We start from the raw sequence: 22,979 nt of genomic DNA on the forward strand, positions 1-22,979 counted from the left end.
GCTTATTACTGCGTTTTTCTATTACTACGTTTTCATTCATCCCTCGTCCCCCCGACGACCCATAGACGACAGGTACCGATGGCGAAGAAGCTTTTCATCAAAACGCACGGCTGCCAAATGAACGAGTACGACTCCTCGCGTATGGCGGACCTACTCGGCGAATCTCACCAGCTGGAATTGACCGATAACGAGAAAGAAGCAGATGTCATTCTGCTGAACACCTGCTCAATTCGCGAAAAGGCGCAGGATAAGGTCTACCATCAGTTGGGGCGCTGGAAAAAGCTTAAAGACGCCAACCCCAACCTAGTCATTGGTGTAGGTGGCTGTGTGGCTAGCCAGGAAGGCGAAGCTCTGCGTAAACGCGCACCCTTTGTGGATATGATTTTCGGCCCGCAAACGCTCCACCGCGTGCCGAAGATGCTTGACGCTCGCAACAATAACCAAATTGCAGCGGTGGATGTCACCTTCCCCGAAATCGAAAAGTTTGACCACTTGCCACAGCCAAAGTCTGATGGCGCAACGGCATTCGTTTCAATCATGGAAGGCTGCTCGAAATACTGCACTTTTTGCGTAGTGCCTTACACTCGTGGCGAAGAGGTATCCCGGCCTTTTGAGGCAGTGATGGATGAAGTCATTCACCTGGCTGATCAAGGTGTGCGCGAAATCAACCTATTGGGGCAAAACGTCAACGCTTACCGTGGTAGTAATGACGACGGTGATGAGATTGATCTTGCCGAGTTGATTGCCTGCGTGGCCGCGGTAGACGGCATAGATCGTATCCGCTTTACCACCTCGCACCCGGTGGAGTTCACTGACAGCCTGGTGGACGCCTTTGCCGATATTCCAGAGCTGGTCAGCCACCTGCACCTGCCGGTGCAATCTGGGTCAGACCGTATACTGAGCGCAATGAAGCGTGGCCACACTGCCGAAGAGTACATCGAAAAAATGGAGCGGATTCGTGCTAACCGCCCTGACATCAGTTTCTCTTCTGACTTTATTATCGGCTTCCCCGGCGAAACCGAAGAAGACTTCGAGGCGACGATGGATCTGATCCACCGCATCGGCTTTGATCACTCTTTCAGCTTTGTTTACTCAGCTCGCCCAGGTACGCCAGCATCAGGCTTGGCAGACGATACGCCGGAAAGCGTTAAGAAACAGCGCCTAGCTATTTTACAGGAGCGCATTCTTCAGCAAGCGGCACAAATCAGCCGGCGCATGGTAGGCAGCACGCAGCGGATTCTGGTGTCTGGCTTCTCTCCAAGAGATCCAGGCCAGCTCTCAGGACGCACCGAAAACAATCGCGTGGTTAACTTCCGTGCGGCCAACCCTACCGAGCTAATCGGCCACTTTGTCGACGTAGAAATTACCGAAGCGCTGCCCAATTCGCTGCGTGGTGAACTTGTTTCTGCTGAGCGTTATTAATTATTCACTTATCCTAGGTAATTGCCCCGGCCGAGCCGGGGCAGTAAGCTGAGACTCACATACATCAACTAACGGATTCCCTACTCTTGAGCCAGCCATCACCTCAGGCCAATCGCATTATCACCCTAAGCCTTGAACCCAATGATCCGCAGCGGCTTGCTAGCCTATGCGGCCAACAGGACGAGCATCTGAAGCTGATTGAGAGCCGCCTGGACGTGACATTGCGCAATCGTGGCAATATCTTCCAACTAGCCGGTGCCGCCAACCGCATTAAAGCCGCCGCTAACGTACTTGAACATCTTTACCGCGAAACTGCGGCAGAGGAGCTTGAGGCCGATACGGTTCACCTATTCCTTCAAGAGTCTGGCCTGGAAGCGCTAGAAGAAGAGGATGATGGCGAAAACAGTGGCGACGAGGTGGTGATGCGCACTCCGCGCACCATGATCAAGCCCCGGGGTTTAAACCAACAGCGCTATGTGCAGAGTATCCGCGAGCACGATATCAACTTCGGCATTGGGCCTGCTGGTACTGGTAAAACGTACCTGGCTGTTGCAGCCGCCGTGGAAGCACTTAATCAGCAGGAAGTTCGCCGTATTCTACTCGTACGCCCGGCGGTGGAGGCTGGTGAAAAGCTCGGCTTTTTACCCGGCGATCTTGCCCAGAAAATCGACCCTTACCTACGCCCGCTGTATGACGCGCTGTACGAGATGATCGGTTTTGAACAAGTTGCCAAACTGATTGAGCGGCAGGTGATTGAGATTGCACCGCTGGCCTATATGCGTGGACGCACGCTGAACAACTCGTACATCATTCTGGATGAGAGCCAAAACACCACGCCGGAACAGATGAAAATGTTCCTGACCCGAATTGGCTTTGGCTCAACAGCGGTAATTACCGGCGATATAACCCAGGTGGATCTCCCCCGTGGGCAACGCTCCGGTTTGTCTCAGGTGCTAGACGTACTGAAAGAGACACCTGGGATTGGGGTTACCCACTTTGCCGCCAAAGATGTGGTGCGGCATCCGCTGGTACAGCGCATTATCGAAGCCTATGACGAGTTTGAATCCCAGCAGGAAGTGGAAGAGCGCGCGCGTCGCGAGACTCGCCAGCAGGAGCGTGAAGCACGCATTCAGCACCGCGATGCTTATGAGCGCTCTTCTGGCCATTCAGGGAACGCATCATAATGAGCAATATCATCATTGATCGCCAAACCGCAATTAATGAGCAGCAGTTGCCCACCCTTGAGCAGCTCACCCATTGGGTGGGCTGCGTATTTTCGCGCCATCCAGACGATGAACGTAAAGAGCTGACCATTCGCTTCGTAGATAATAGCGAAAGCCAAGCGCTTAACCGAGACTATCGTGGCAAGGACAAGCCTACTAATGTGCTGTCTTTTCCCTTCGAGAACCCGCCAGGTATTGACCTCCCCCTGCTGGGTGACCTGATTATTTGCCATGCAGTCGTTGCTCAAGAGGCCTGCGCGCAGCAAAAGTCACTTACTCATCATTATGCCCATATGGTAATTCATGGCACCCTGCATTTAATGGGGTACGATCATATTGATGAACAGGAAGCAGAGGAGATGGAGCAACTTGAACGTGAGCTGTTAGCTACGTTGGACATTCCTGATCCTTATCATGCATAAGCTGTTACCCTGAGCAATAACTGCTTTTTAAGGTGGTGGATAATGCCGCGCAGTGATAAAACAGCAAGCTACCTGCTTATAACTCGCCACACCTAATATATTTGCCCGTAACAATGAGAGATTTGACGCAATGAGCGAAGACAGATCGAGCAACCCTAATCAAAAATCCTGGCTCGAGAAACTCTTTAGCGCCCTTTCTGGAGACAATGACGAACCCAGCTCGCGAGATGAGCTGATGACGTTTTTACGCCACACCGCAGGCAAACTGAAGCTTGATCAAGATGCCATTATGATTATTGAGGGCGCACTTGAAATTAGCGACCAACAGGTCCGTGAAATCCTCATTCCGCGCTCTCAGGTCTCAGCAATTGCACTTGATCAAACCAGCGATGGCTATCTGCCGCTCATACAGGAAACCGGCCACTCACGTTATCCAGTCATTGGTGAGAACCTTGACGATATTAAAGGCATTTTACTAGTTAAAGACCTGCTTCCCCTGCTGTCTCAGTCCCAAGAGCATCGCGATGCTTTTAAGCTGGAAGATGTGCTACGTCCCGCTATGTTTATCCCTGAGTCTAAACGCCTGAATAGCCTGCTCAAAGAGTTTCGTGATACCCATAACCACATGGCGGTTGTGGTGGACGAATACGGTGGTACCGCAGGCATTGTGACGATTGAGGATATTCTGGAGCAAATTGTCGGTGACATTGAGGATGAGCATGACACGGATGAAGAGGACGATATTCGTACACTGGAAAATGGCCACTTTGCTATTCGCGCCTTAACCCCCATTGAAGACTTTAACGAACGCTTTGGCACCGAGTTCTCTGATGGTGAGTTCGATACCGTTGGCGGCCTTGTTATGCAGCAGTTCGGCCACTTACCTGGACGTGGCGAGCATACTTGTTTTGGCGGTTGGCGTTTTGTGGTACTCAATGCCGATAATCGTCGTATCCGCTTACTTGAAGCGTATCCAGATAAGAGCTCTGATAGCGAAGACACAGGCAACAACTAACCTACTTGTTTACATCACACCTATCGATAGGATATCACCATGGGGTTGATGCCCTCTTTTGCACTACAGCTGCTGGCTGCCCTTATTGCAGGCGGATTTACCACACTAACTGCCTCCCCCTTTGAGCTATGGTGGCTAGGGCCAGTAGCTATTGGTCTTTTATATATTGGCTTGCACACGTTAAGCCCTGCACAAGCCGCGCTGAAAGGCTGGCTATATGGCGTGGCGCTGTTTGGTAGCGGGACTTCTTGGGTATATGTCTCTATTCATGATTATGGCTATACCGGTATGCCCCTCGCAGTGTTTCTTACCGCACTGTTTGTGGCGGTATTAGCGCTCTTTTTTGCAGGTACTTTTTGGCTCTATCGGCGTTTTTTTGGCCCCCGCTGGGCACTACTCACCTTTACGGGCGCCTGGGTCTTAGGGGAAGTGCTACGCACTTACCTGTTTACCGGCTTTCCATGGCTCCTGATAGGATCTAGCCATGTCGACTCACCGCTCGCCAGCTGGGCTCCTATCGGTGGTGTTTACCTACTTTCACTCCTTGTTGTATTAACAGGTACGTTAGGGGCAGAGCTACTGCGCCGCCAGTGGTGGGCGGTACTGCCCCTGGCGGCTATCTGGCTCGCTCCACTTGCCCTACCCAACCACTGGACCACACCAGCTAGCGAGCCTACCCGTGTCGCGTTATTACAAGGCAATCTACCTCAGTTGCTAAAGTGGACGCCTGATGGTCAGCGAGTGGCGGCCAATACCTATAGCAATTTAACCCGCGAAGTTGCCGACGACGTTGACCTCATCCTGTGGCCTGAAACTGCGCTACCTATGATGGAGCACCAAGCCAGACCTGTACTTGAACGGGTTCAGTCCACCCTGCCGCTAGATGTCGCCCTAATGACCGGCATCGTTCAGCTGGATGAGCAAAATCGCTATTTTAATAGCGTAATTGGGGTCGGTAATGTGGAAGGCAGTTACCAAAAAGAGCACTTGGTACCCTTTGGTGAATATCTTCCGCTGGAGAGTGTATTACGTGGCGCTATCAACTTCTTCGACTTACCTATGTCGAGCTTTACTAAAGGTGCTTCCGCACAGGCGCCTATGCAGGCTGCAGGCGTTAGCATTGGTAACGCTATTTGCTACGAAATCATTTACCCACAGCTAGTGGCGCGCCGCGCGGTAGATAGCGAAGTTATTGTCACTGTCTCTAACGACACCTGGTTTGGCGCGTCGATAGGGCCACACCAGCACTTACAAATGGCTCGCCTGCGCGCGCTTGAAAATGGCCGCTATGTGGTACGTGCTACTAGCAATGGTATTACTGCAATTATTAACCCAAGAGGCGAACTTGTTGATCGCGCTCCGCAGTTCGAAACCACCTTTTTGACCGGTGAATTCTACGCCATGGAAGGGTTAACACCATTCACCCGCACCGGCAGCTGGCCTGCATGGTTACTCGCCGGCTTACTACTGTTGCCAGGTTTAGCTCGTCGGCGCTAACGACCAGCTACGCCTTAATTTCTGGTTAGCTCATCTTTATAAATTCGACCGCCTTTCATGATCATTCGAAAATTACGCTCGGGGTCGGTAAGAAAATCTAGACGTTGGCTTGGATCACCATCAACGACCAATAGATCAGCCAACGCCCCAGGTTCGATACGTCCAATAGTACCTGGGTAAGGGTTACGTGGTCCTGAGAGCGACAGTAAATCGCCGTTGTGACCAGTTGCCATTGCCAGCACCGTAAGCGGATCATAAAAGCGCGTTAACTTAGCCAAGTGGCGTAGCTGGTTAGGTGTATTTTGAGGGCTAAAGAGAATGTCAGTCCCCCAGGCGGTTTTGACATTAAAACGCTGCGCCATTTCATAAGCACGAACCGTTCCTTCAGCTACTTGGCGTTGGGATTCACGCCGCGCAGCATCTGGATAAACATTGGCATCTTCATCTTGTAGGAAAGGCTGAAGGCTCCACCAAGCGCCCTCTCCTGCCATCATTCGCACGCTCTCTTCATCGGCCAGCTGGCCATGCTCGATCGACTTAACACCGGCACGCAGAGCTCGTTGAATGCCTCGGGGTGTATACACATGCACCATCACATAGGTGCCCCAATCATCAGCAGCTTCAACCGCGGCACGCAGCTCCCGCTCGGTAAACTGGGTACTGTCTAACGGGTCATAAAGTGATGCAACACCGCCACCAGCCATCAGTTTGATTTGAGAGGCGCCTAGCATCAACTGCTCACGAGTACGCCTAAGCACTTCAGTTTCACCATCAGCAATCATGGCTACACCTTGGCGCTCTGCTTCGCTTAGCGGCGTTGTGTTACCGCGAGGAATGTCATGGCGCATTCTGAAATCACCATGCCCCGACGTTTGCGAAATCATTGCTCCTGCAGGAAATATCCGAGGTCCATTAACAATACCTTCATCAATGGCGCGCTTGAGAGCAAAAGAGGGCCCTCCCACATCACGAACAGAGGTGACACCACGCATAAGCGTCCGCTCTGCTTCTCTAGCAGCCACAAGGTGTACATAGCCTATATCAGCGGTCATTGCCTCCATTTGAGAAATAGCGGCTAAGGTTGTATGCCAGTGCGCATCAATTAACCCAGGCATCAAGACGCGACCACCGCAGTCGATAACGTCTTCTCCTTTCGCTTCACTCCCATCATCAAGAATCGCGTCAATACGCCCATTGTCTATCCGAACAGACACTCCGTCGCGCAATGGGCCACCATGGCCGTCAAAAAGCTTTAGGTTGGTTAAAAGTACGGGGCCATCATTACCAGCCTTTGACTGCTGCCCGACAGCAAAAGGTACATGAAGCCCTGCAAAAAGTGCCATTACCGCTGCCGCCCCACCGATCATTTGTCGCCGTGTGATTTCCGCCATGACGCGCTCATGGAAACGCTGCAAAATCGGTGAACCACAGCAACAGGGACCGTGGCTGTGATGAGTGTGAGTATTTAGTACTGGAGAAAATAAAGGACGGGCGGTAGGCGGCATGGTTAAAGCCTCGTTTAAAAGAAGGGAGCACAAGCAACTCGCTTCAGGATAAGTAAATCTTACATTGGTTCACACTGAGCAATATATCCAACAGGCCAGCAAGCGATTATATAGCGCACTTATCAGAGAAGTTATCAGACACTTACATAACAGCTGCTTTATCGAAAAATTTCAATAAAAACTAGTCAGCCAACATAAACTCCCAAAGCTACTGAGTAAGACCAACGGAATACCCACGATTAATTAGCAAACATTTATCCGTTTATTTTATTTAGCACCCAAACGACATTAGCAATTGTAATACACAACTTAGTTACTCTGATTCCAGTCAAACCCGGCACACAGAGATATTTGGCGGTTAATTGTATGGGCACGCCATTCACCAGCACCGGGCGGGCAATCAGCATACTGCTTGGTTTATGCATGCTGTAGGCAGTTGGAAATACTTGTAGCGCTATTGAAAATAACAGGCTAATCAGGCGCTTCTGGTATGGGGAGTTTAGTGCGGAAGATACTGCCAGCTCACAACTGGCAGTGGATAGTACCGTAAGGTTTTTTCCTTACGCTCACCACCCACCGCCCTTTATTTAACAATTCAAAGGTACCACTAATAGCTAGCTGCTTATTGAGATGCTGGGATCTCACCTAGTACTTCGGGAATAGTCATTTTCACGTAGCGCCCAGGGGCACTCTCGATAACGCTTAATCCACCCTCTCCTGGCTGCCGCACGGGCACCATTTTTTCTGGATCAGGGTCAGCATAGCCATTTTTAGTCACCCATGACTGCCAGTGTGGCCACCAGGAGCCCTCATTAAAGGTTGCCTCCTCTTGCCATTCTTCATGGGTCTCAGGCAGCGTATCGTTCGTCCAGTAGCCATACTTATTTTTGCTAGGTGGATTCACAATACCAGCAATATGACCAGAACCACCCAGCACAAACGTCACCGGCCCTTTTGGTAATAATGCGCCATAGTAAGTGCTATTCCACTTAGCGATATGATCTTCTTTGGTCGACACAAAATAACATGGGGCGGATATCTTGCGCAGATCGATTTTGACCCCATCCAACTCAATACCACTTGGCTCTACTAAACGGTTTTCCAGGTACATATGGCGTAGGTACCAGGCATGGGTGCCTGCGGCCAAATTAGTTCCATCAGTATTCCAGTACAATAAGTCAAAGGCTGCAGGAATTTCCCCTTTAAGATAATTATTGATATAGAACGACCAGAAAAGATCGTTTTCACGCAATAAATTAAAGGTATAGGCCATTGAACGGCCATCTAAATAGCCCTTCACCTGCAACGTCTGTTCGATCCCAGCAACAACGCGCTCGTTAAGGAATACGCCTATATCACCTGGGTCACGAAAGTCTTGCAGCGTCGCCATATAGGTCACTGACTTCACTTTACGGCCACGTCGGGTACTGGTGAGGTAAGCCACGGTAGACGCTGTTAGCGTGCCGCCCACACAGTAGCTCAACAAATTAACTGACTTCTCACCGCAGGCTTTTTCAATCGCCTCCATTGCGCTGATCGGGCCCATCTGCATATAGTCAGCCCAAGTAATATCACACTGCTCGGGGCCAGGGTTACGCCAAGAAATGAGGAATACGGTATGCCCCTGGTCTACCATCCACTTCACCAGCGAGTTATCTTCCCGTAAATCAAGAATGTAGTATTTATTAATCCACGGCGGCACAATCAAAAGGGGCGTTTTGAAGGTTTTTTCCGTGGTTGGTGTGTACTGAATCAGCTGAATTAGCTCATTTTCGTAAACCACCGCACCTGGGGTAATGGCAATATTGTCGCCAACACCAAAGGCACTACGATCAGTCATCCGGACGTTGATGCCTTCTGCTGAATTGGCCAGATCCTCCCGCAGACGGGTGAGGCCATCCACTAGATTTTGCCCACGGGTTTCCAGTGTACGTCGCATAACTTCAGGGTTGGTAGAGACGAAGTTAGTGGGCGACATAGCGTTAACCAACTGGCGGGCATAAAAAGCCAAGTTACGCTTATGGGTGGGATCTAGCGTATCCAGCTCTTCGATTAGCTCCTCTACCATCTGCGAAAATAGCAGGTACTGCTGCATAATTGCTAAGTAGTAGGGCTCTTGAGTCCATGCGTCGTCTTTAAAGCGGCGATCGCTTTTATGGGGCGTAATCAGGGGTGCTACCTGCTCGCCAGCCATAGCGCGAGCTCCCTGCTGCCAAAGCAGCCACTGATCTTGCAGCAGTCGTGATTGTGTCTGCCATAGCAAGTTAGGGTCGCTCATTAACGATTTCGCGGCCGCTTCAAAGCTTTCGCGCATATCGCTATAGATGGAGTCTGCAGCTTCACTGGGTGCTATCCGCGACAGCAAGTCCTCAAGCAGACCTCTATACTGTTCACCGATATCGCTAATTTGCGCCTTCCATGCCTCGATATCATCTTGAGACATACCTTGAGACGGCATTTTCCACCCTGACTGCATACTCGCTCTCCCCTAGCCTGCTTATGTGGCGTAGCATTCGCCCAGGCAACATTCATAACAATCATAACAACACGGCGCCTAAAAGGCGCCGCGAACACTGCTACGTTTAGTTTTTGCGCGAAGCCTGGCTGGAAGCTTTCGCGGGCTGCTCACTTTTAGCAGCAGAGGATGTAGCAGCGGAGGATGCCTGCTCACTCATTTTCTGCCCAGCTTCACTGAACAGCTTTTCCATTTCGGATTTAAACTGTAGGCTCATTTCGCCCATCACACGAGCATCTTCCTGCATTTGCTGGGATAGCTCGTTCATCATTTCAGCTTGTTTAGTACCAAAATCACGCAGGCTTTCTGCGTCTTTAATTTCAGTTGCACTACGAATACGCTCGGTACCCATTTGGCTGTAACGCTTCATTGCTTCTAGCTGGTATTGCGTCAGCTTTTCCATATTGTTGAGCATTAGCGAATTCATTTGACGCATTGGCTCAAACATCTGGCGGGTTTGAGTATTGAAAGCGTCCATTATTTTATCTTGCATTGTGTTTGCTCCTGTCTCTCGTTCCTTGGCTTGAGCCTAGAGTGGCTCGTCACACTGCGCATTGCTGCACTGCAAAAAGAGTAGCCGCTGGCATGCTGCTTTGCAACACTCTTAAGTGCCCTTACCACTTACCCTTTTGCCCGAGAGCGAGAAGAGGCAGTTGTCTTCGCCTTACTGCCTCTCTCACTCGTGGTACTTTTGCTGGCATCTTCTTTACTGTTTTCGTTATTGTTTGTATCACTATCGCTGCTACCGCTGTTACTGGAACCTGCTTGGCGCAGCATATCCAGCATCATCTGTTGATAGGTACCAAAGTTAGCAAGCCCCTGAGAAAGCCCTTGCTGCATCATCGGCTGCTGCAAGAAGGGCCGCATCAAGCTCATTGGATCGTAGCCTTCTACGCCAGACTCCATTTGCCGCTGAATATTTTCCAACAAGCTTTGCTGAAATGCCTCAACATCGGGCAGCCCTAATGACTGCCGAAACTCGTCCGGCGTCAGGTCAAACTCAACGTTAATTTTCATAGGCGATTCCTTACCATTTTTATTGAGTGTAGCAGTGAACCACCTCCCCTACCGTTTGTTATCGCTGAACTAACCGCGGCGTATCAACGCTAACATCGGCATTTTGACCACGGTGGCGTAACCAGTGATCAAGCAGCGTAATCGCCATCATTGCCTCAGCAATCGGGGTTGCCCGAATGCCCACACAAGGGTCATGGCGGCCTTTAGTAATCACTTCAACCGGCTGCCCCTGCACATCAATTGAGCGTCCTGGCGTGGTAATACTCGACGTCGGCTTAAGTGCCAAGCGAGCCACAATTGGCTGACCACTGGAGATTCCACCCAGCACGCCGCCTGCGTGGTTAGAGAGAAACCCTTCTGGAGTCATCTCATCGCGGTGTTCACTACCACGCTGGGCGACAGAGCCAAAGCCTGCACCAATCTCGATCCCTTTTACCGCATTAATACTCATTAAACCGTGCGCTAGATCAGCATCCAAACGATCAAATACCGGCTCACCTAACCCCACCGGCACGCCATCAGCAATTACGGTTATTTCTGCACCTACGGAGTCCTGGTCTCGACGCAACTGGTCCATATAGGCTTCAAGCTCAGCGACTTTATCCGGGTCAGGGCAGAAAAATGCGTTCTGACCTACCGCATCCCAGGTTTTAAAGTCGATTTTGATTGGCCCCAACTGGCTCATGTAGCCGCGTATTTGAATACCTTGAGCTGCCAAAACTTTTTTAGCGATAGCGCCAGCGGCAACGCGCATCGCAGTTTCCCGTGCGCTGGAGCGACCACCACCGCGGTAATCCCGGTGACCATACTTATGATGATAGGTATAGTCGGCATGGGCAGGCCGGAACTGATCTTTGATTTTTGAGTAATCTTTAGAGCGCTGGTCGGTATTTTCAATTAACAGACCAATCGAGGTGCCGGTAGTTTTACCTTCAAAGACGCCAGACAGAATTCGGACCTGGTCAGGCTCCTTACGCTGGGTAGTGTGGCGAGAGCTGCCAGGGCGACGGCGATCTAAATCACCCTGCAAATCTTCTTCGCTGATCGGAATGCCCGGAGGGCAGCCATCAACAATGGCGCCCAAGGCAGGGCCGTGGCTCTCACCAAACGTAGTCACAGTAAATAGTTTGCCAAACGTATTGCCAGACATGGGCGTTAATTCCTCACGCAAAAGACGCCGCATGGGCGTCGAGTTCAGCGGCGCTCAAGGCAAATACACCCTGGCCGCCACGCTCGAATTCAAGCCAGATAAAGGACACATCGGGGAAAGCGGCCTCTACATGGCGGTCAGAGTTGCCAACTTCAACAATCAGCCAACCCTCGTCGGTTAAATGCTGCCGCGCATCACGTAGAATGCGCCGCACAATATCCAACCCATCACTACCTGCACCTAGCGCTAGCGCCGGTTCATGACGAAACTCAGCGGGCATGGTGGCTAAATCACGGGCATCCACGTAGGGCGGGTTAGAAACAATCAAGTCAAAACGCTGGCCTTCCAGGCCGTTAAACACATCAGATGCCACCACCCGTACCCGGTCGCCTACATCGTGGCGGGTTATGTTTTTTCGGGCAACAGCCAGTGCATCTTGGCTAATATCTGCCAAAGCGACTTCGCAGGTAGGCAGCACCAGGGCAGTGGCAATGCCGATACAGCCAGAGCCGGTACATAAATCCAGCACGCTAGCGGGCGGCTCTTCAGGGAACCAAGCGGTAAAGCCATCTTCAACCAGTTCGCCAATAGGCGAGCGTGGAATCAACACCCGTTCGTCTACGCTGAAGGGGTAGCCAGCAAAGAAAGCTTCACCTAGCAGGTAGGGTAGCGGTCGCCGGCTAGTCACCCGCTCACGTGCCAGGCGAATAATACGTTCACGCTCAATGGGCAAAAGTCGTGAGTCTAGTACAGCGGGATCAACATTCCACGGCAGGTGCAGCGCGCCTAAACAGAGCGCTACCGCCTCATCCCAGGGAGATTCTGTGCCGTGTCCATAGTGCAGCCCCGCCAGGTAGAACTCGCTGGTCACCCAGCGCAGATAGTCACGCAGTGTTAAAAGATCGCTAAGTAGCGTTGAGTCTGGCAACAAAAGCGTTGAGTGGGAGGTCTCATCATTGAGATGCGTAGTCACGGCGGCTCCGGGCGTAATAAGTTCGTAGAAGGATTGTACCTTTGACGCCGCTCGGTTCACAGCAGCGTGGCCACTGTCTAGCGGTTCTCAACCAAGTGGTTCACAGGCACGCCAGTATCGCTATACTGTGCACCTCTCAATTATGCTTCTTCGCTAACCGTTTATCTTTGCCATTTGAGCCGACCATGACGCGACACCTGCCTAACGACGACGATATCAGTGCCTTTCGCCAAGCGCTGCAGGCAGCAGGCGTACGCCGTATTGCCACCAACCAAGCGGACCCTGGCAAGCCTAAGCGCAATGATGATGCCCAGCAGGCGCGACGGCGGGCTGCAGTGGAAAACAGCACAACACAAGCCAGTGGGCGCACCTCCGATGGCCGGGTAGAGGCTGTTCGGCCTTCGGAGTATTTAGAGTTCAGCGTTCCCGATCTGCCCTGGCGCACCTTTAGTCAGCTCAAACGTGGTCATACCGCTTGGCAGGCCGGACTTGACCTACACGGCTACACGTTAGAGGAAGCGCGCATTGAGCTTGAAAGTTTTCTGCGCGATTCTGCTGCCCAGGGACTTCGCTGCGTGCTGGTAGTCCACGGTAAAGCTTGGGGGACTACCTCGGACTTCCCAGTGCTCAAAAGCCACACCAATGCGTGGTTGCGCGAATGGCCTGGGGTACTAGCCTTCTGTTCAGCCACCGATATCGATGGTGGCACTGGGGCGGTGTATATACTGCTGCGCAAACGTGGCCTGTAGGCTACTGCGTAGCATCTGAAGCAATGCTAGGCATTCTGCGATCCAACGCTTGGCCTGCCAAATGCCGTCCCAGCCGGATTAAGTCTTTGGCACGGTGAAACTCGTAGGTACTGCAGACTGTTTTGGGGATTTCGATTAACACATCCGGTGGGTAGCCAGCGATTTTGTACTTTGCCAGCGCCGCTTGAGTAATATCAAACGACTCTAGAATCATATCCAGCTTACCCCACTCCCGCCTGCCGCGAAGGTCAACCGTTTCATCAACGTCACTCACTTCGCCGCTGCCGCCACCCAACTCATCCCATAGCCGCCGTGTGGTAGCACGTACTTCATCCATCCAGCCACCAATATTGGCATCCCGGTCACGCTCTAAGTCGGTGCGAGTGTCATTGGCCTCTTCACGGGGCAGTAACTCTTCCAATGTTACCGGTTGAGGGCTATGCGCGGTGACGTTCACAGCTACGACAAAGTCTGCTTCATGGGCGGCGAGTATTGGCATCATCGGCAATGGATTCAGCAACCCCCCATCGACTAGTACTTGATCGCCGACATGCACCGGCGTAATCACACCGGGCACTGCAATAGAAGCTCGAATCGCTCTCAGCAGTGGGCCATTCTGAAACCACACTTCGCGCTGACGCACTAAGTCAGTGGCTACCGTAGTGACAGGAATAGGTAAGTCTTCGATCAGTGCATCGCCTACCAGGGATTCCAGCTTACTCATCACTTTGTTCGCCCGCATGGCACCCATCGGGCTCCAGGTGACATCGACTAGCTTGAGCACATCCAGATAGTCCAGGTTACACACCCACTCCCGGTACTCTGGCAACTTTCCTGATGCATAAATGCCAGCAATCAGAGCCCCCATGGAGCACCCGGCAATAGAAATTATTTCAAAGCCACGCGCTTCAAGTTCCTCAATAACGCCTATATGGGCGTAGCCCCTGGCTCCACCACTACCCAGTACCAAAGCCACTTTGTTGCCGCTACGCTCACCACCCTTGGTGCTACTAGCACTCGCATGACTTTCTGCGACGTGAGTTAGTTTATTCATGTCGTTAGCCCTACTGCTGCCCAGCATCTTCTTTATAACCATACTGAATCACCACATTGGCTACCTGATCAACGGCCTGGGGTTCTAAGTGCAGGTGGTGGCCTCCTACGAGCACACGTCGGGTTAAGTGAGGTACCGCTTGGCGCGCCTTAACCGCCCAGGTTCGGTCACCAAGAATACCGCGCTCCCCTTCTATCAATAACACTGGCGCTTGAATACCTGATAGTAGTGCTAACACCTGCTGTGGCGTAAAGCGCACCAACGAAGGCTTTAGCAGCCGGCTGTCTGTACGCATTCGCACATGTCCATCTGCCGTGGGCTCGGTATTGCGCTCCACCAACGGAGTAGCGGTCATAATATCTAGCGGGGTTACCCCACCAGCCACTCTTGCGGCAACTGCACTTTCAATATCAGGATAGCGAGGCGCACGGGAAAGTGGGCGCCGATAGGCTAATAACCCTTTACGCAGTTGACTGGTGGTCTCTTCAGCTTCGGTATTTAAAGCGCCTAAACCATCCAACAAGATCAACTGCTTAACGCGCTCTGGTAGCGCTGAAGCGAGTAAACATGCCACCGCAGCCCCCATGGAGTGGGCAAGTAGCACAGCCTGATCAATTGCCAGGGCTTCCATGGCATCCAACACGTCATGGGTATAGTCCCACAGCGCATAATCGGCGCCTGCAGGTATATGAGCAGAGTGGCCATGGCCACGAAAATCAAGCGCAATAATCCGTATATCTAGCGCTTCCACTAAGCGTGGCGCAAGTCGTGTAAAGCTCGCCGCATTATCTAGCCAGCCATGCAGTGCTAGCCAGGTAGGCGCATCGGTACGCCCCCAGCTCAGTGCAGCCAAACGTCCTTGGGCTAGAGCAAGCGGCTGTGCTGTTAAGGCTGCTCTCATCACGTTTGCGGGTTCGGTCATAAGCGGTTTCTCTAAGCGAAAGTGCTGAGTATTTGTTTGGTATCAGCAGGCTAGTTTAAGCGTTGTAAGGATGACGCTATACGACGTAAACGTTACCATGCCCCGCATTAGTCTTCCGCCGTTTTCACACCCACTACTGCTATGGAGTTTGCCATGAAACCCCGCCGCGACACCCGTGCCCGTAACTTAGTGTTCTTCATCACCATCGTAAGCGCCTTAGTCGTAGGCCTTTGGCTGGCACGCTAATTTAGGTTTGCCAAGAGAGGTCGCTTGCATTTTTTTGCTCATGAATAAATACTGTTTATAATAACTGTATATAAACACACTATTTACTCATGAGGATGCTAATGATGTCGCTAACGTCTCAGCCGCTGCCTTTTCCAGCACTACATGGCCGCGCTGGCTTTAGCGGCTTCCCTTCTCCCGCCCAGGATTACGAGCATCGCACGCTGGATCTCAACGTGCGTCTAATCAAAAACCCCACCCAAACGTTTTACCTTACGGCCAGAGGCGACAGCATGGAGGGCTGGGGTATTTTCGACGGTGACCTGCTGGTGGTGGATCGCAGCGTACAGCCTCGCTTAGGCCATATATTGGTGGCTATGTTTAACGAAGAAGTACTGATTAAGCGTTACGCATTACATCACGGTGCGCCGCACCTCTGCTCTTCTCACCCCCATTACCCGCCGTTACCTCTGGACGACACCGAGTGCCAACTATGGGGGGTGGTACGTGCCGTAGTTCACGAGTACCTGCCATGATTGGCCTCGTAGACGCTAACAACTTTTATGTCAGTTGTGAGCGGGTATTTAGCCCCGCACTTGAAGGCAAAGCCGTTGGCGTAATGTCCAACAACGACGGCTGTGTCATTGCCCGCTCGGCCGAAATGAAAGCCTTGGAGATTCCGATGGGCACGCCAGCCTTTCAGCTAGAAGGGTTAAGGCGGCGTGGCGCCATTCACTTAGTGTCATCCAACTACGAGCTGTATGGCGATATGTCAGCGCGACTTGCTCAGTTATTACGGGACGCCTGCCCAAAGGTGGCCCCTTACTCTATTGATGAGATGTTTATCTATTTAGATGGGCTGGGTACTACCAAGTGTCTCGCCATCGGCGCAGCACTACGTCGGCGCATTCGTCGCCACTTGGGGCTACCCGTGTGTGTAGGACTTGCCCCCACCCATACACTGGCAAAGCTCGCTAACCATGTAGCGAAAAAACAGCCTCACTACCAGGGCGTCTGCCTACTCAGCGAAAATAGCAGCGCCACAACAGCGCTACTCAAGCAACTTCCGGTCAGTGATGTATGGGGCATAGGAAAACGGCTTGCCAATCAGCTAGCCATAAATGGTATTCATACCGCGTGGGATCTGCGCAAGTGCGACCATAAACGGCTGCGCCAACAATTTTCTGTGGTACTGGCTCGCACAGCCCTAGAACTGCGCGGAACGCCCTGCCTGCAAATGAATGCGCTAGAGCAACCGCGCCAGCGGATTATGACCTCGCGCTCGTTTGGCAAAGCGACAGGCATAAAGGCCGAGTTATACGGTGCGCTGCAGTGCCACGCTCAGCGCAGTGCTGAAAAACTACGCCAACAGCGTAGCTTGACCCGCGCCGTACTGTTATTTTTGAGTACCAACCGCCACCGCAAAGATCAGCCTCAGTACTTCCCCCGGGCGATGGTTCCTCTTCCCACTCCCAGCGACGATACGCGGATTATTCTTGCTGCAGTACGCGAGGGTCTAGAGCAGATATACCGCCCCCATCATCACTTTATAAAGGCCGGTGTGATGCTGGTGGATTTAGTTGATACACAGCAGCAACAGCTTTCACTACTCCAGAGGCCTGCTAAGACACACCCGCACTTGATGGAGACAGTCGATGCCATTAATCAGCGCATGGGCCAAGGCACGATACATTTCGGAATGACGGATGCACAAGCACCATGGCAACTACGCTGTGCCCATCGTTCAAAGCGCTATACCACACGGTGGGATGAGCTGATGGAGGCTGGCACGCATCCAGGTGCTATACAGGCGTTTACATCGCCCCCGTAACCGTTACCGAGGTCCACGCAAGCGACTTTTAAACGACATTTCCCCCACCAGCCAAACGCCGCTAAGGTGGAAATCATCTCTCAGCAGCGGCGCCTGTTATCTGGACAACGACTCTAATGCGTTACGCAGGCTTGAACGCTTGGCGCAAGCGTGGGCTAAAGGTTTCCCCCACCGTCGCCATTACTACTAAAATCCCTAGTAGCCACGGCCAATGGATGGCAAACGAGACTTGGTAAAGCCCTAAGGCGTCCACAAAAATAACCAAAATCCCCAGTGGGCTAACGTAACGCACCATGGTTAACCACAGTGCGTAAGGCAACGGCGCTAACCCAAGCTCATCGCGGAAAGTTTCACTTTTCAGCACAAAGCCCGCCAGCACAACCATGCCCAGGCCGCCAAGCGGCATCATCCAACGGGACGTTAAATAATCCAACCAATCGAAGAATGTTCTGCCTGCCAGCGTCCAATCAGCTCCCAGGTTAAACGACAGCATGGCCAAGGTGCTGATCAACCACAGTACAATTCCCGTCGCCCAGGATGCCGACTTACGGGTCATACCTTTGTTATCGCATAGCCAAGACACCGTGGCTTCCACCATGGAAATAGAAGAAGTTAATGCGGCCATCGAGAGCATTAAGAAAAACAGAATGCCAAACAGCGTGCCCAGCGGCATTGCCTGAAAGGCCAGCGGTAGGCTCATAAAAATCAGCCCTGGACCTTCGCCAGGATTCATCCCGTTAGCAAAAATTATCGGAAAAATGGCCAACCCCGCCATTAGCGCCACGACGGTATCAGCTAACGCAACACTGACCGTAGTGCGACCAATAGAGGCCTCTTTTGGCAAGTAGCTACCGTAGGTAAGGATGGCACCAGAAGCTAGGGAAAGAGTGAAGAAGGCGTGGCCTAGCGCCGCAAGCATCCCTTCACTTGAGAGGCTGTTCGCGTTGAACGAGAACAAAAAGCTCACTGCATCAGCAAAGCCGCCGGAGAACATACCAAAACCAATCAACACCACCAGCATGATGACCAGCCCCGGCATCATCCAACTGACGCTCTTTTCTATGCCCTCCTGCACACCTTTACCCACAATCAGCATAGTGAGTAGAGTCACTAACGTGCTCCACCCCCCTAAATTGAACGGGTTGGCATTGTTGGCACCAAACACGGTGGCCATTTCATCGACACTGCCGCCGCTTAAACCACCGGTTACCATTTTCCACAGATAAGAGAACGACCAACCCGCCACTACTACATAAAACGACAGGATCATAAAGCCGCACAGCATGGCCATCCAACCAATCAGCGACCAAGCAGAGGAGCGGCCCGACTCATTCACCACGCGCCGTATCGCATCAATTGGGCTACCGCGACCACGGCGGCCAAAGGAGATCTCGGTCATCATTACCGGTACGCCCACAGCCAGGATGCACGCTAAATAAACCAGCACGAAGGCGCCGCCACCATACTCCCCGGTGATGTAGGGGAATTTCCAAATATTGCCCAGCCCCACCGCCGAGCCGGTGGCTGCCAACATAAAGCCCCAGCGGCCCAGCCACTGAGTGCGAGGTTGCCCAGAAGAGGTCATTTGCCCAGTTATCCTGTTAGAAAAAGGCGCCTATCCTAGAGGATTTTGCGACGAAACCCCAAACCTCTCCTGTGTAATAAGCCCACAATTCATGCTTTGGTTAGGGTTTCGCCTCAGTATCCAATCGCTGGGCAGTATGGTCGACCTGGCGCGGCCATACTGACAGCACGCTGTAAGGCATTTCAGGCAGCGCGTCATGACCACCTAGGTCGGGGTGCGGCTAGATATAGACCTCCAGACTTAACAGTAAAAACGACAGTGTTTTGCCATGCCCGTCCAAGTTAAGCGCACCATTAACACCGCCCTGCAACACGTCATCAATCACAAAGTTCATACCCGCCAAATTGGGCAAGGGGTAACGCCGTACTCGGCTGGCACCACGGTGGGCAAACAGTGCTAGCACCCGCTCTTCGGTCACTTGTTCCAGCAAGGTGGAATAATGATCGGCATCATAGGCAAACAGTGCCACATTAAGGCGTTCGCCCTTATCCCCTGCGCGGGCATGTGCTAATTGGTGAAGAGTCACTGCGGTATGAGAACATTCGGTGTGCAGATTGTGTTCAGTTTGCAGCATGGCGGCCACTCCTCCTAACACCTATTAGAGCCGTTTCAAATAGGCTGGCATAGGCCTGAATATCGCTACGCTTTACCAAATAAGAGGCGGTAAAAACCCGCCGTTGAAACTGGCGACGTACACCGCCTCCGCCAGCAGGTCCTACACAGTAAAGCGCTAATAGCTCTTGGGTGGCGCGTGCTACCCAGCGCCGCTCGCTATGCTCGGCTGCTAACCGCAGTCGGTAATCGCCGCTTGTGGAAGTTGCTGCGCTGCGCTGCAGCTCACCGCTGTCACTGTCAAACACGCTGGCAAGACCAATAATATCCAAACGGGTGCGTAGCTCGGCGGGGGCACGAAACATTAGCCGTTCACGCAACACCTGTGCTGCAAGCTGCGCCCGAGCCAACGCATTGGGGCCTGCATAGGATATTTCCGCCTCGCCCTGCCAGCCACCCTCGTAACACACCGTGGTTTTTAGCCGCTCAGGGGCAGGCTTGCCGCGAATCCCCGTCACCGCTACACGATTGGGCGAGAGCTGGCGTACTTCAGCATGAGAAAGATCCACCGTGACATCCGGAGTCAGGTAATTAGCCGGGTCGTGAACCTCGTAGAGCAGTTGCTCTTTCACCGTTTGCTCTGTGACGCAACCTCCAGTATTGGCAGGTTTGGTAATGAGCAGGCTGCCATCCTGCTCTACTTCGATAATCGGATAGCCTACCGTAGCGAGCCCAGGCACGTCTTTAAAGCCAGGATCAGCAAAATAGCCACCACTCACCTGAGCACCACACTCCGCCAAATGCCCCGCCATCATGCCGCAGGCTAGGCGATTCCAGTCGTCCCAGCGCCAATCAAAGTGGTGCATCAACGGCGCCAAAAACAGCGCTGGATCGGCAACACGTCCAGTGACCACCACGTCTGCTTGCATGGCTAACGCATCGGCTAACGCTTTTGCGCCCAGGTAAACATTGGCTGAAATCAAGGCGTCATCACCTGGCATATCGAGCCGCTCGGCCTCCCAACGCTGTAAATCCAAATGATGTAACTGCTGACGGATATCGTCACCATGCACCTGAGCAATACGTATATCAGTACGGCCAAGCTCGGCGGCCAAATCAGCAATCACCTGGCAAGCACCACTTGGATTAGCCGCACCGAAGTTGCCTAAAACTTTAATATTGTTATCTAGGCAATCACGCAGTACCGGCGCCAGCAGTTCATCCAACAATGGTTCAAACCCGCTTTCAGGGTCATCACGCATCGTCCGATGAGCCGCCGCCAGCGTGCGTTCGCCCAAGGTTTCAAACACTAACGCAGATGGCTGCTGACGTTTAATTAATTCAGCGACCACCGCGACGGCGGCATCGGTACGGTCACCGGAAAAGCCTGCTCCACTGCCTAATAGAAAACTCATAGCTGTGTCTCCTTGGCTTGGAGGGAATGGCGGTCGTTGGGGAGAGCCACTACCTCGTTATCCAGCAGCGTATGACGGCGAATAAACAGCCCAATGATTAACCCCAGAGCAGCTAGCGTAGAGAGCCAACCAGGTGTAAGCGCAAGTCCAACCACCACAATTAGCGCTATCACATCAATCACGCGCTTACCCGTCATTGCGACACGCGACATAAGCGAAGCAAACGCCACCACAAACACCACTCCCTGGCAGCTGGCTAACGCAACTGCCCAGGCGGAACCAAACCCTGCCAATGCTGGGTAAATCAGCAACAAGAAAGGGATGACATAGATAGCCGCCGCCAAACGTACTGACTCAATAGCAGCAGGCAGCCAGTTAGTACCAGCAATCCCTGAGGCGACAAATACCGCAATGCAGACAGGAGGCGTAATCACCGATAACGTAGCGAAGTAAAAAACAAACAGGTGGGCAATAAGCGGCTCGACGCCTATCGCTGTAAGCGCGGGGGCCAGTACAGAAGCCACCAGTACGTAGGCTGCGGTGGTAGGAATCCCCATGCCCAAGATCAAACAAACGCCGCCAACGATAAAGGCAACCAGGAACAGTGACTCACCGCCCACAGAGACAATAAGACTGGCTAACGTCACGCCGATGCCGGTCATGCCAATCATTGCGACCAATATCTGCGCCCCGGCAAGCAGCACACCGATAATCACCATGCCTTTACCCGCGTCTACTAATCCCGCCACCAGCTTGCCCACAATCTCGCGCAGCGGCATTTTGGCCATCAGCGCAAAGGGTACAAAGGTGAGGATGGTCATGAAGATGCCGTAGAACGCCGACATCTGAATCGAACGGCCGCTAAGCACGCCGTAAAACAACCCACCTAAGGCAGCTAGAATGGGAATAATGCGCTCAGGCCGAATTACCTCAGACCAGGCGGGCAGCTCATCTTCAGGTACCACCTGTAACTGGCGGCGTTTAGCCACTAAGTGAATGGTGACAAACACCCCAAGATAGAACAGCGCCGCGGGCAGTAAGGCCGCTAACGCAATACGTAGGTAACTTTCCCCTAAAATTTCCGCCATGATAAATGCCGCAGCGCCCAAGATTGGTGGCGCAATTTGTCCACCGGTGGAAGCCACCGCTTCCACCCCTGCGGCGAAGGGACGGGGGTAATTCAAACGCTTCATCATCGGAATGGTAAAGTTGCCAGTGGTCGCCACATTGGCCACCGCACTGCCGCTGACCATGCCAAACAGCCCAGATGCCACCGTTGCTACCTTGGCAGCGCCACCCGGTGAACGGCCGCTAATGCGCAGCGCCAGATCCATAAAGGTATTGCCGCCCCCAGTATGCAGCAATAAACAGCCGAACAGCACGAAAGCAGCAATGGTAGTAGCGGCCACACCCACCAGCATGCCCCATACCCCCAAATCACCGAGGTAGATGGTTTCGGTCATGTAATAAAGGTCGAACCCACGGTGGCCAAGCGGCCCTGGGATCGCAGCACCCAGCCACGCGTAAGCTAACCCCGCCAGTACCAGCAGTGGAAAAATAATCCCAATGGCACGCCGCGAAAGCTCTAAAATAGCCGCCAGCAGCACGCCGGTTAGCAGCATATCCCGGGATGTTGCCCAGGGCAGCTCAACCAGAATGCGTTCATGATTGAGAGCCACATAACTGCATGCCAGTACAACGCCCATGGCTAGTACCACATCAATAACAATCCCAAGCGGGCGCCAGCGCTTGCCAGCACCTAGGGGATAAACAGCAAGTCCCAGCAAAATGACCAGCGCAAGAAAGATGCTCCGCTGAATCAAACTCTCGAAAGGTCCCGTCGCAGAGGTGTAAAGGATTAGACCGCCCAGCAGGAGCGCTAAGCCTTTGGTGACTATCTCACGCAT

General features: G+C 52.7%; 20 protein-coding genes. 8 read left to right on the top strand and 12 right to left on the bottom strand.

The annotated features are described in order from the left end of the window. Positions 1–78 precede the first annotated feature (78 nt). The 5 genes from miaB (at position 79) to lnt (ending at position 5,579) form a co-directional block, all read left to right on the top strand. Positions 79–1,422 carry a tRNA (N6-isopentenyl adenosine(37)-C2)-methylthiotransferase MiaB gene (gene miaB, locus CPA45_RS13155; RefSeq protein ID WP_096652078.1) on the top strand — a complete coding sequence of 448 codons (1,344 nt, stop codon included), beginning with the start codon at positions 79–81 and terminating at the stop codon, positions 1,420–1,422. Positions 1,423–1,508: 86 nt separating this feature from the next. Beyond that, on the top strand, positions 1,509–2,606 hold the full coding sequence (locus CPA45_RS13160; RefSeq protein WP_096652080.1) for a PhoH family protein: 1,098 nt from the start codon (positions 1,509–1,511) through the stop codon (positions 2,604–2,606). Next, positions 2,606–3,067 (top strand): rRNA maturation RNase YbeY, encoded by a 462-nt coding sequence (ybeY, locus tag CPA45_RS13165; protein WP_096652082.1) that lies wholly within the window; start codon positions 2,606–2,608, stop codon positions 3,065–3,067. The genes CPA45_RS13160 and ybeY overlap by 1 nt, the downstream gene beginning before the upstream one ends. A gap of 130 nt (positions 3,068–3,197) precedes the next feature. Beyond that, positions 3,198–4,082: an HlyC/CorC family transporter gene (locus tag CPA45_RS13170; RefSeq protein WP_096652084.1), complete on the top strand. Its 885-nt coding sequence runs from the start codon at positions 3,198–3,200 to the stop codon at positions 4,080–4,082. Positions 4,083–4,121: 39 nt separating this feature from the next. Then, positions 4,122–5,579, top strand: a complete 1,458-nt coding sequence (lnt, locus tag CPA45_RS13175) for an apolipoprotein N-acyltransferase (protein WP_096652086.1) — start codon at positions 4,122–4,124, stop codon at positions 5,577–5,579. Positions 5,580–5,593: 14 nt separating this feature from the next. On the opposite strand, the gene CPA45_RS13180 is transcribed toward lnt, so the two are convergent. From CPA45_RS13180 to prmB, 6 genes are all read right to left on the bottom strand, one after another. Beyond that, positions 5,594–6,970: a metal-dependent hydrolase family protein gene (locus CPA45_RS13180; RefSeq protein WP_208858511.1), complete on the bottom strand. Its 1,377-nt coding sequence runs from the start codon at positions 6,968–6,970 to the stop codon at positions 5,594–5,596. Between the two features lie 736 nt (positions 6,971–7,706). Continuing rightward, positions 7,707–9,560 (bottom strand): class I poly(R)-hydroxyalkanoic acid synthase, encoded by a 1,854-nt coding sequence (gene phaC, locus CPA45_RS13185; protein WP_096652092.1) that lies wholly within the window; start codon positions 9,558–9,560, stop codon positions 7,707–7,709. Between the two features lie 106 nt (positions 9,561–9,666). Then, positions 9,667–10,092 carry a phasin family protein gene (locus tag CPA45_RS13190; RefSeq protein WP_096652095.1) on the bottom strand — a complete coding sequence of 142 codons (426 nt, stop codon included), beginning with the start codon at positions 10,090–10,092 and terminating at the stop codon, positions 9,667–9,669. Between the two features lie 128 nt (positions 10,093–10,220). After that, a complete protein-coding gene (locus CPA45_RS13195) occupies positions 10,221–10,616 on the bottom strand; it encodes a hypothetical protein (RefSeq protein ID WP_096652098.1) in 396 nt (131 codons plus the stop codon). A gap of 58 nt (positions 10,617–10,674) precedes the next feature. Further along, a complete protein-coding gene (gene aroC / locus CPA45_RS13200) occupies positions 10,675–11,766 on the bottom strand; it encodes a chorismate synthase (RefSeq protein ID WP_096652101.1) in 1,092 nt (363 codons plus the stop codon). A 13-nt stretch (positions 11,767–11,779) separates the two neighbouring features. Further along, positions 11,780–12,739, bottom strand: a complete 960-nt coding sequence (prmB, locus tag CPA45_RS13205) for a 50S ribosomal protein L3 N(5)-glutamine methyltransferase (RefSeq protein WP_096652104.1) — start codon at positions 12,737–12,739, stop codon at positions 11,780–11,782. Positions 12,740–12,924: 185 nt separating this feature from the next. On the opposite strand from prmB, the gene CPA45_RS13210 reads away from it, so the two are divergent. Further along, positions 12,925–13,488, top strand: coding sequence for a Smr/MutS family protein (locus tag CPA45_RS13210; protein WP_096652205.1), 564 nt, complete (start codon positions 12,925–12,927; stop codon positions 13,486–13,488). Between the two features lies 1 nt (position 13,489). Here the strand turns inward: CPA45_RS13210 and CPA45_RS13215 are convergent, their stop codons facing one another. Continuing rightward, on the bottom strand, positions 13,490–14,542 hold the full coding sequence (locus tag CPA45_RS13215) for a patatin-like phospholipase family protein (protein WP_244287604.1): 1,053 nt from the start codon (positions 14,540–14,542) through the stop codon (positions 13,490–13,492). Positions 14,543–14,552: 10 nt separating this feature from the next. Beyond that, positions 14,553–15,464, bottom strand: a complete 912-nt coding sequence (locus CPA45_RS13220) for an alpha/beta fold hydrolase (RefSeq protein ID WP_244287605.1) — start codon at positions 15,462–15,464, stop codon at positions 14,553–14,555. A gap of 350 nt (positions 15,465–15,814) precedes the next feature. Between CPA45_RS13220 and CPA45_RS13225 the strand changes: the two genes are divergently transcribed. Further along, complete coding sequence (locus CPA45_RS13225) at positions 15,815–16,225, top strand: LexA family protein (RefSeq protein ID WP_096652214.1); 411 nt, start codon at positions 15,815–15,817, stop codon at positions 16,223–16,225. Beyond that, complete coding sequence (locus CPA45_RS13230; protein ID WP_096652107.1) at positions 16,222–17,520, top strand: Y-family DNA polymerase; 1,299 nt, start codon at positions 16,222–16,224, stop codon at positions 17,518–17,520. Before CPA45_RS13225 ends, CPA45_RS13230 begins: the two co-directional genes overlap by 4 nt. A gap of 121 nt (positions 17,521–17,641) precedes the next feature. Here CPA45_RS13230 and CPA45_RS13235 read toward each other — a convergent pair whose 3' ends face one another. The 4 genes from CPA45_RS13235 to CPA45_RS13250 form a co-directional block, all read right to left on the bottom strand. Continuing rightward, on the bottom strand, positions 17,642–19,105 hold the full coding sequence (locus CPA45_RS13235) for a sodium-dependent transporter (RefSeq protein WP_096652109.1): 1,464 nt from the start codon (positions 19,103–19,105) through the stop codon (positions 17,642–17,644). A 220-nt stretch (positions 19,106–19,325) separates the two neighbouring features. After that, entirely contained in the window at positions 19,326–19,679 is a 354-nt protein-coding gene (locus CPA45_RS13240) for an AtuA-related protein (RefSeq protein ID WP_096652112.1), read from the bottom strand. After that, positions 19,666–21,072, bottom strand: coding sequence for an acyclic terpene utilization AtuA family protein (locus tag CPA45_RS13245; protein WP_096652114.1), 1,407 nt, complete (start codon positions 21,070–21,072; stop codon positions 19,666–19,668). Before CPA45_RS13245 ends, CPA45_RS13240 begins: the two co-directional genes overlap by 14 nt. Next, positions 21,069–22,979 carry a TRAP transporter permease gene (locus CPA45_RS13250; RefSeq protein WP_244287606.1) on the bottom strand — a complete coding sequence of 637 codons (1,911 nt, stop codon included), beginning with the start codon at positions 22,977–22,979 and terminating at the stop codon, positions 21,069–21,071. Before CPA45_RS13250 ends, CPA45_RS13245 begins: the two co-directional genes overlap by 4 nt.

Origin of the sequence: Vreelandella nigrificans (assembly GCF_002374315.1) — a bacterium.
In the GTDB taxonomy this organism is placed as follows: Bacteria; Pseudomonadota; Gammaproteobacteria; order Pseudomonadales; family Halomonadaceae; genus Vreelandella; species Vreelandella nigrificans.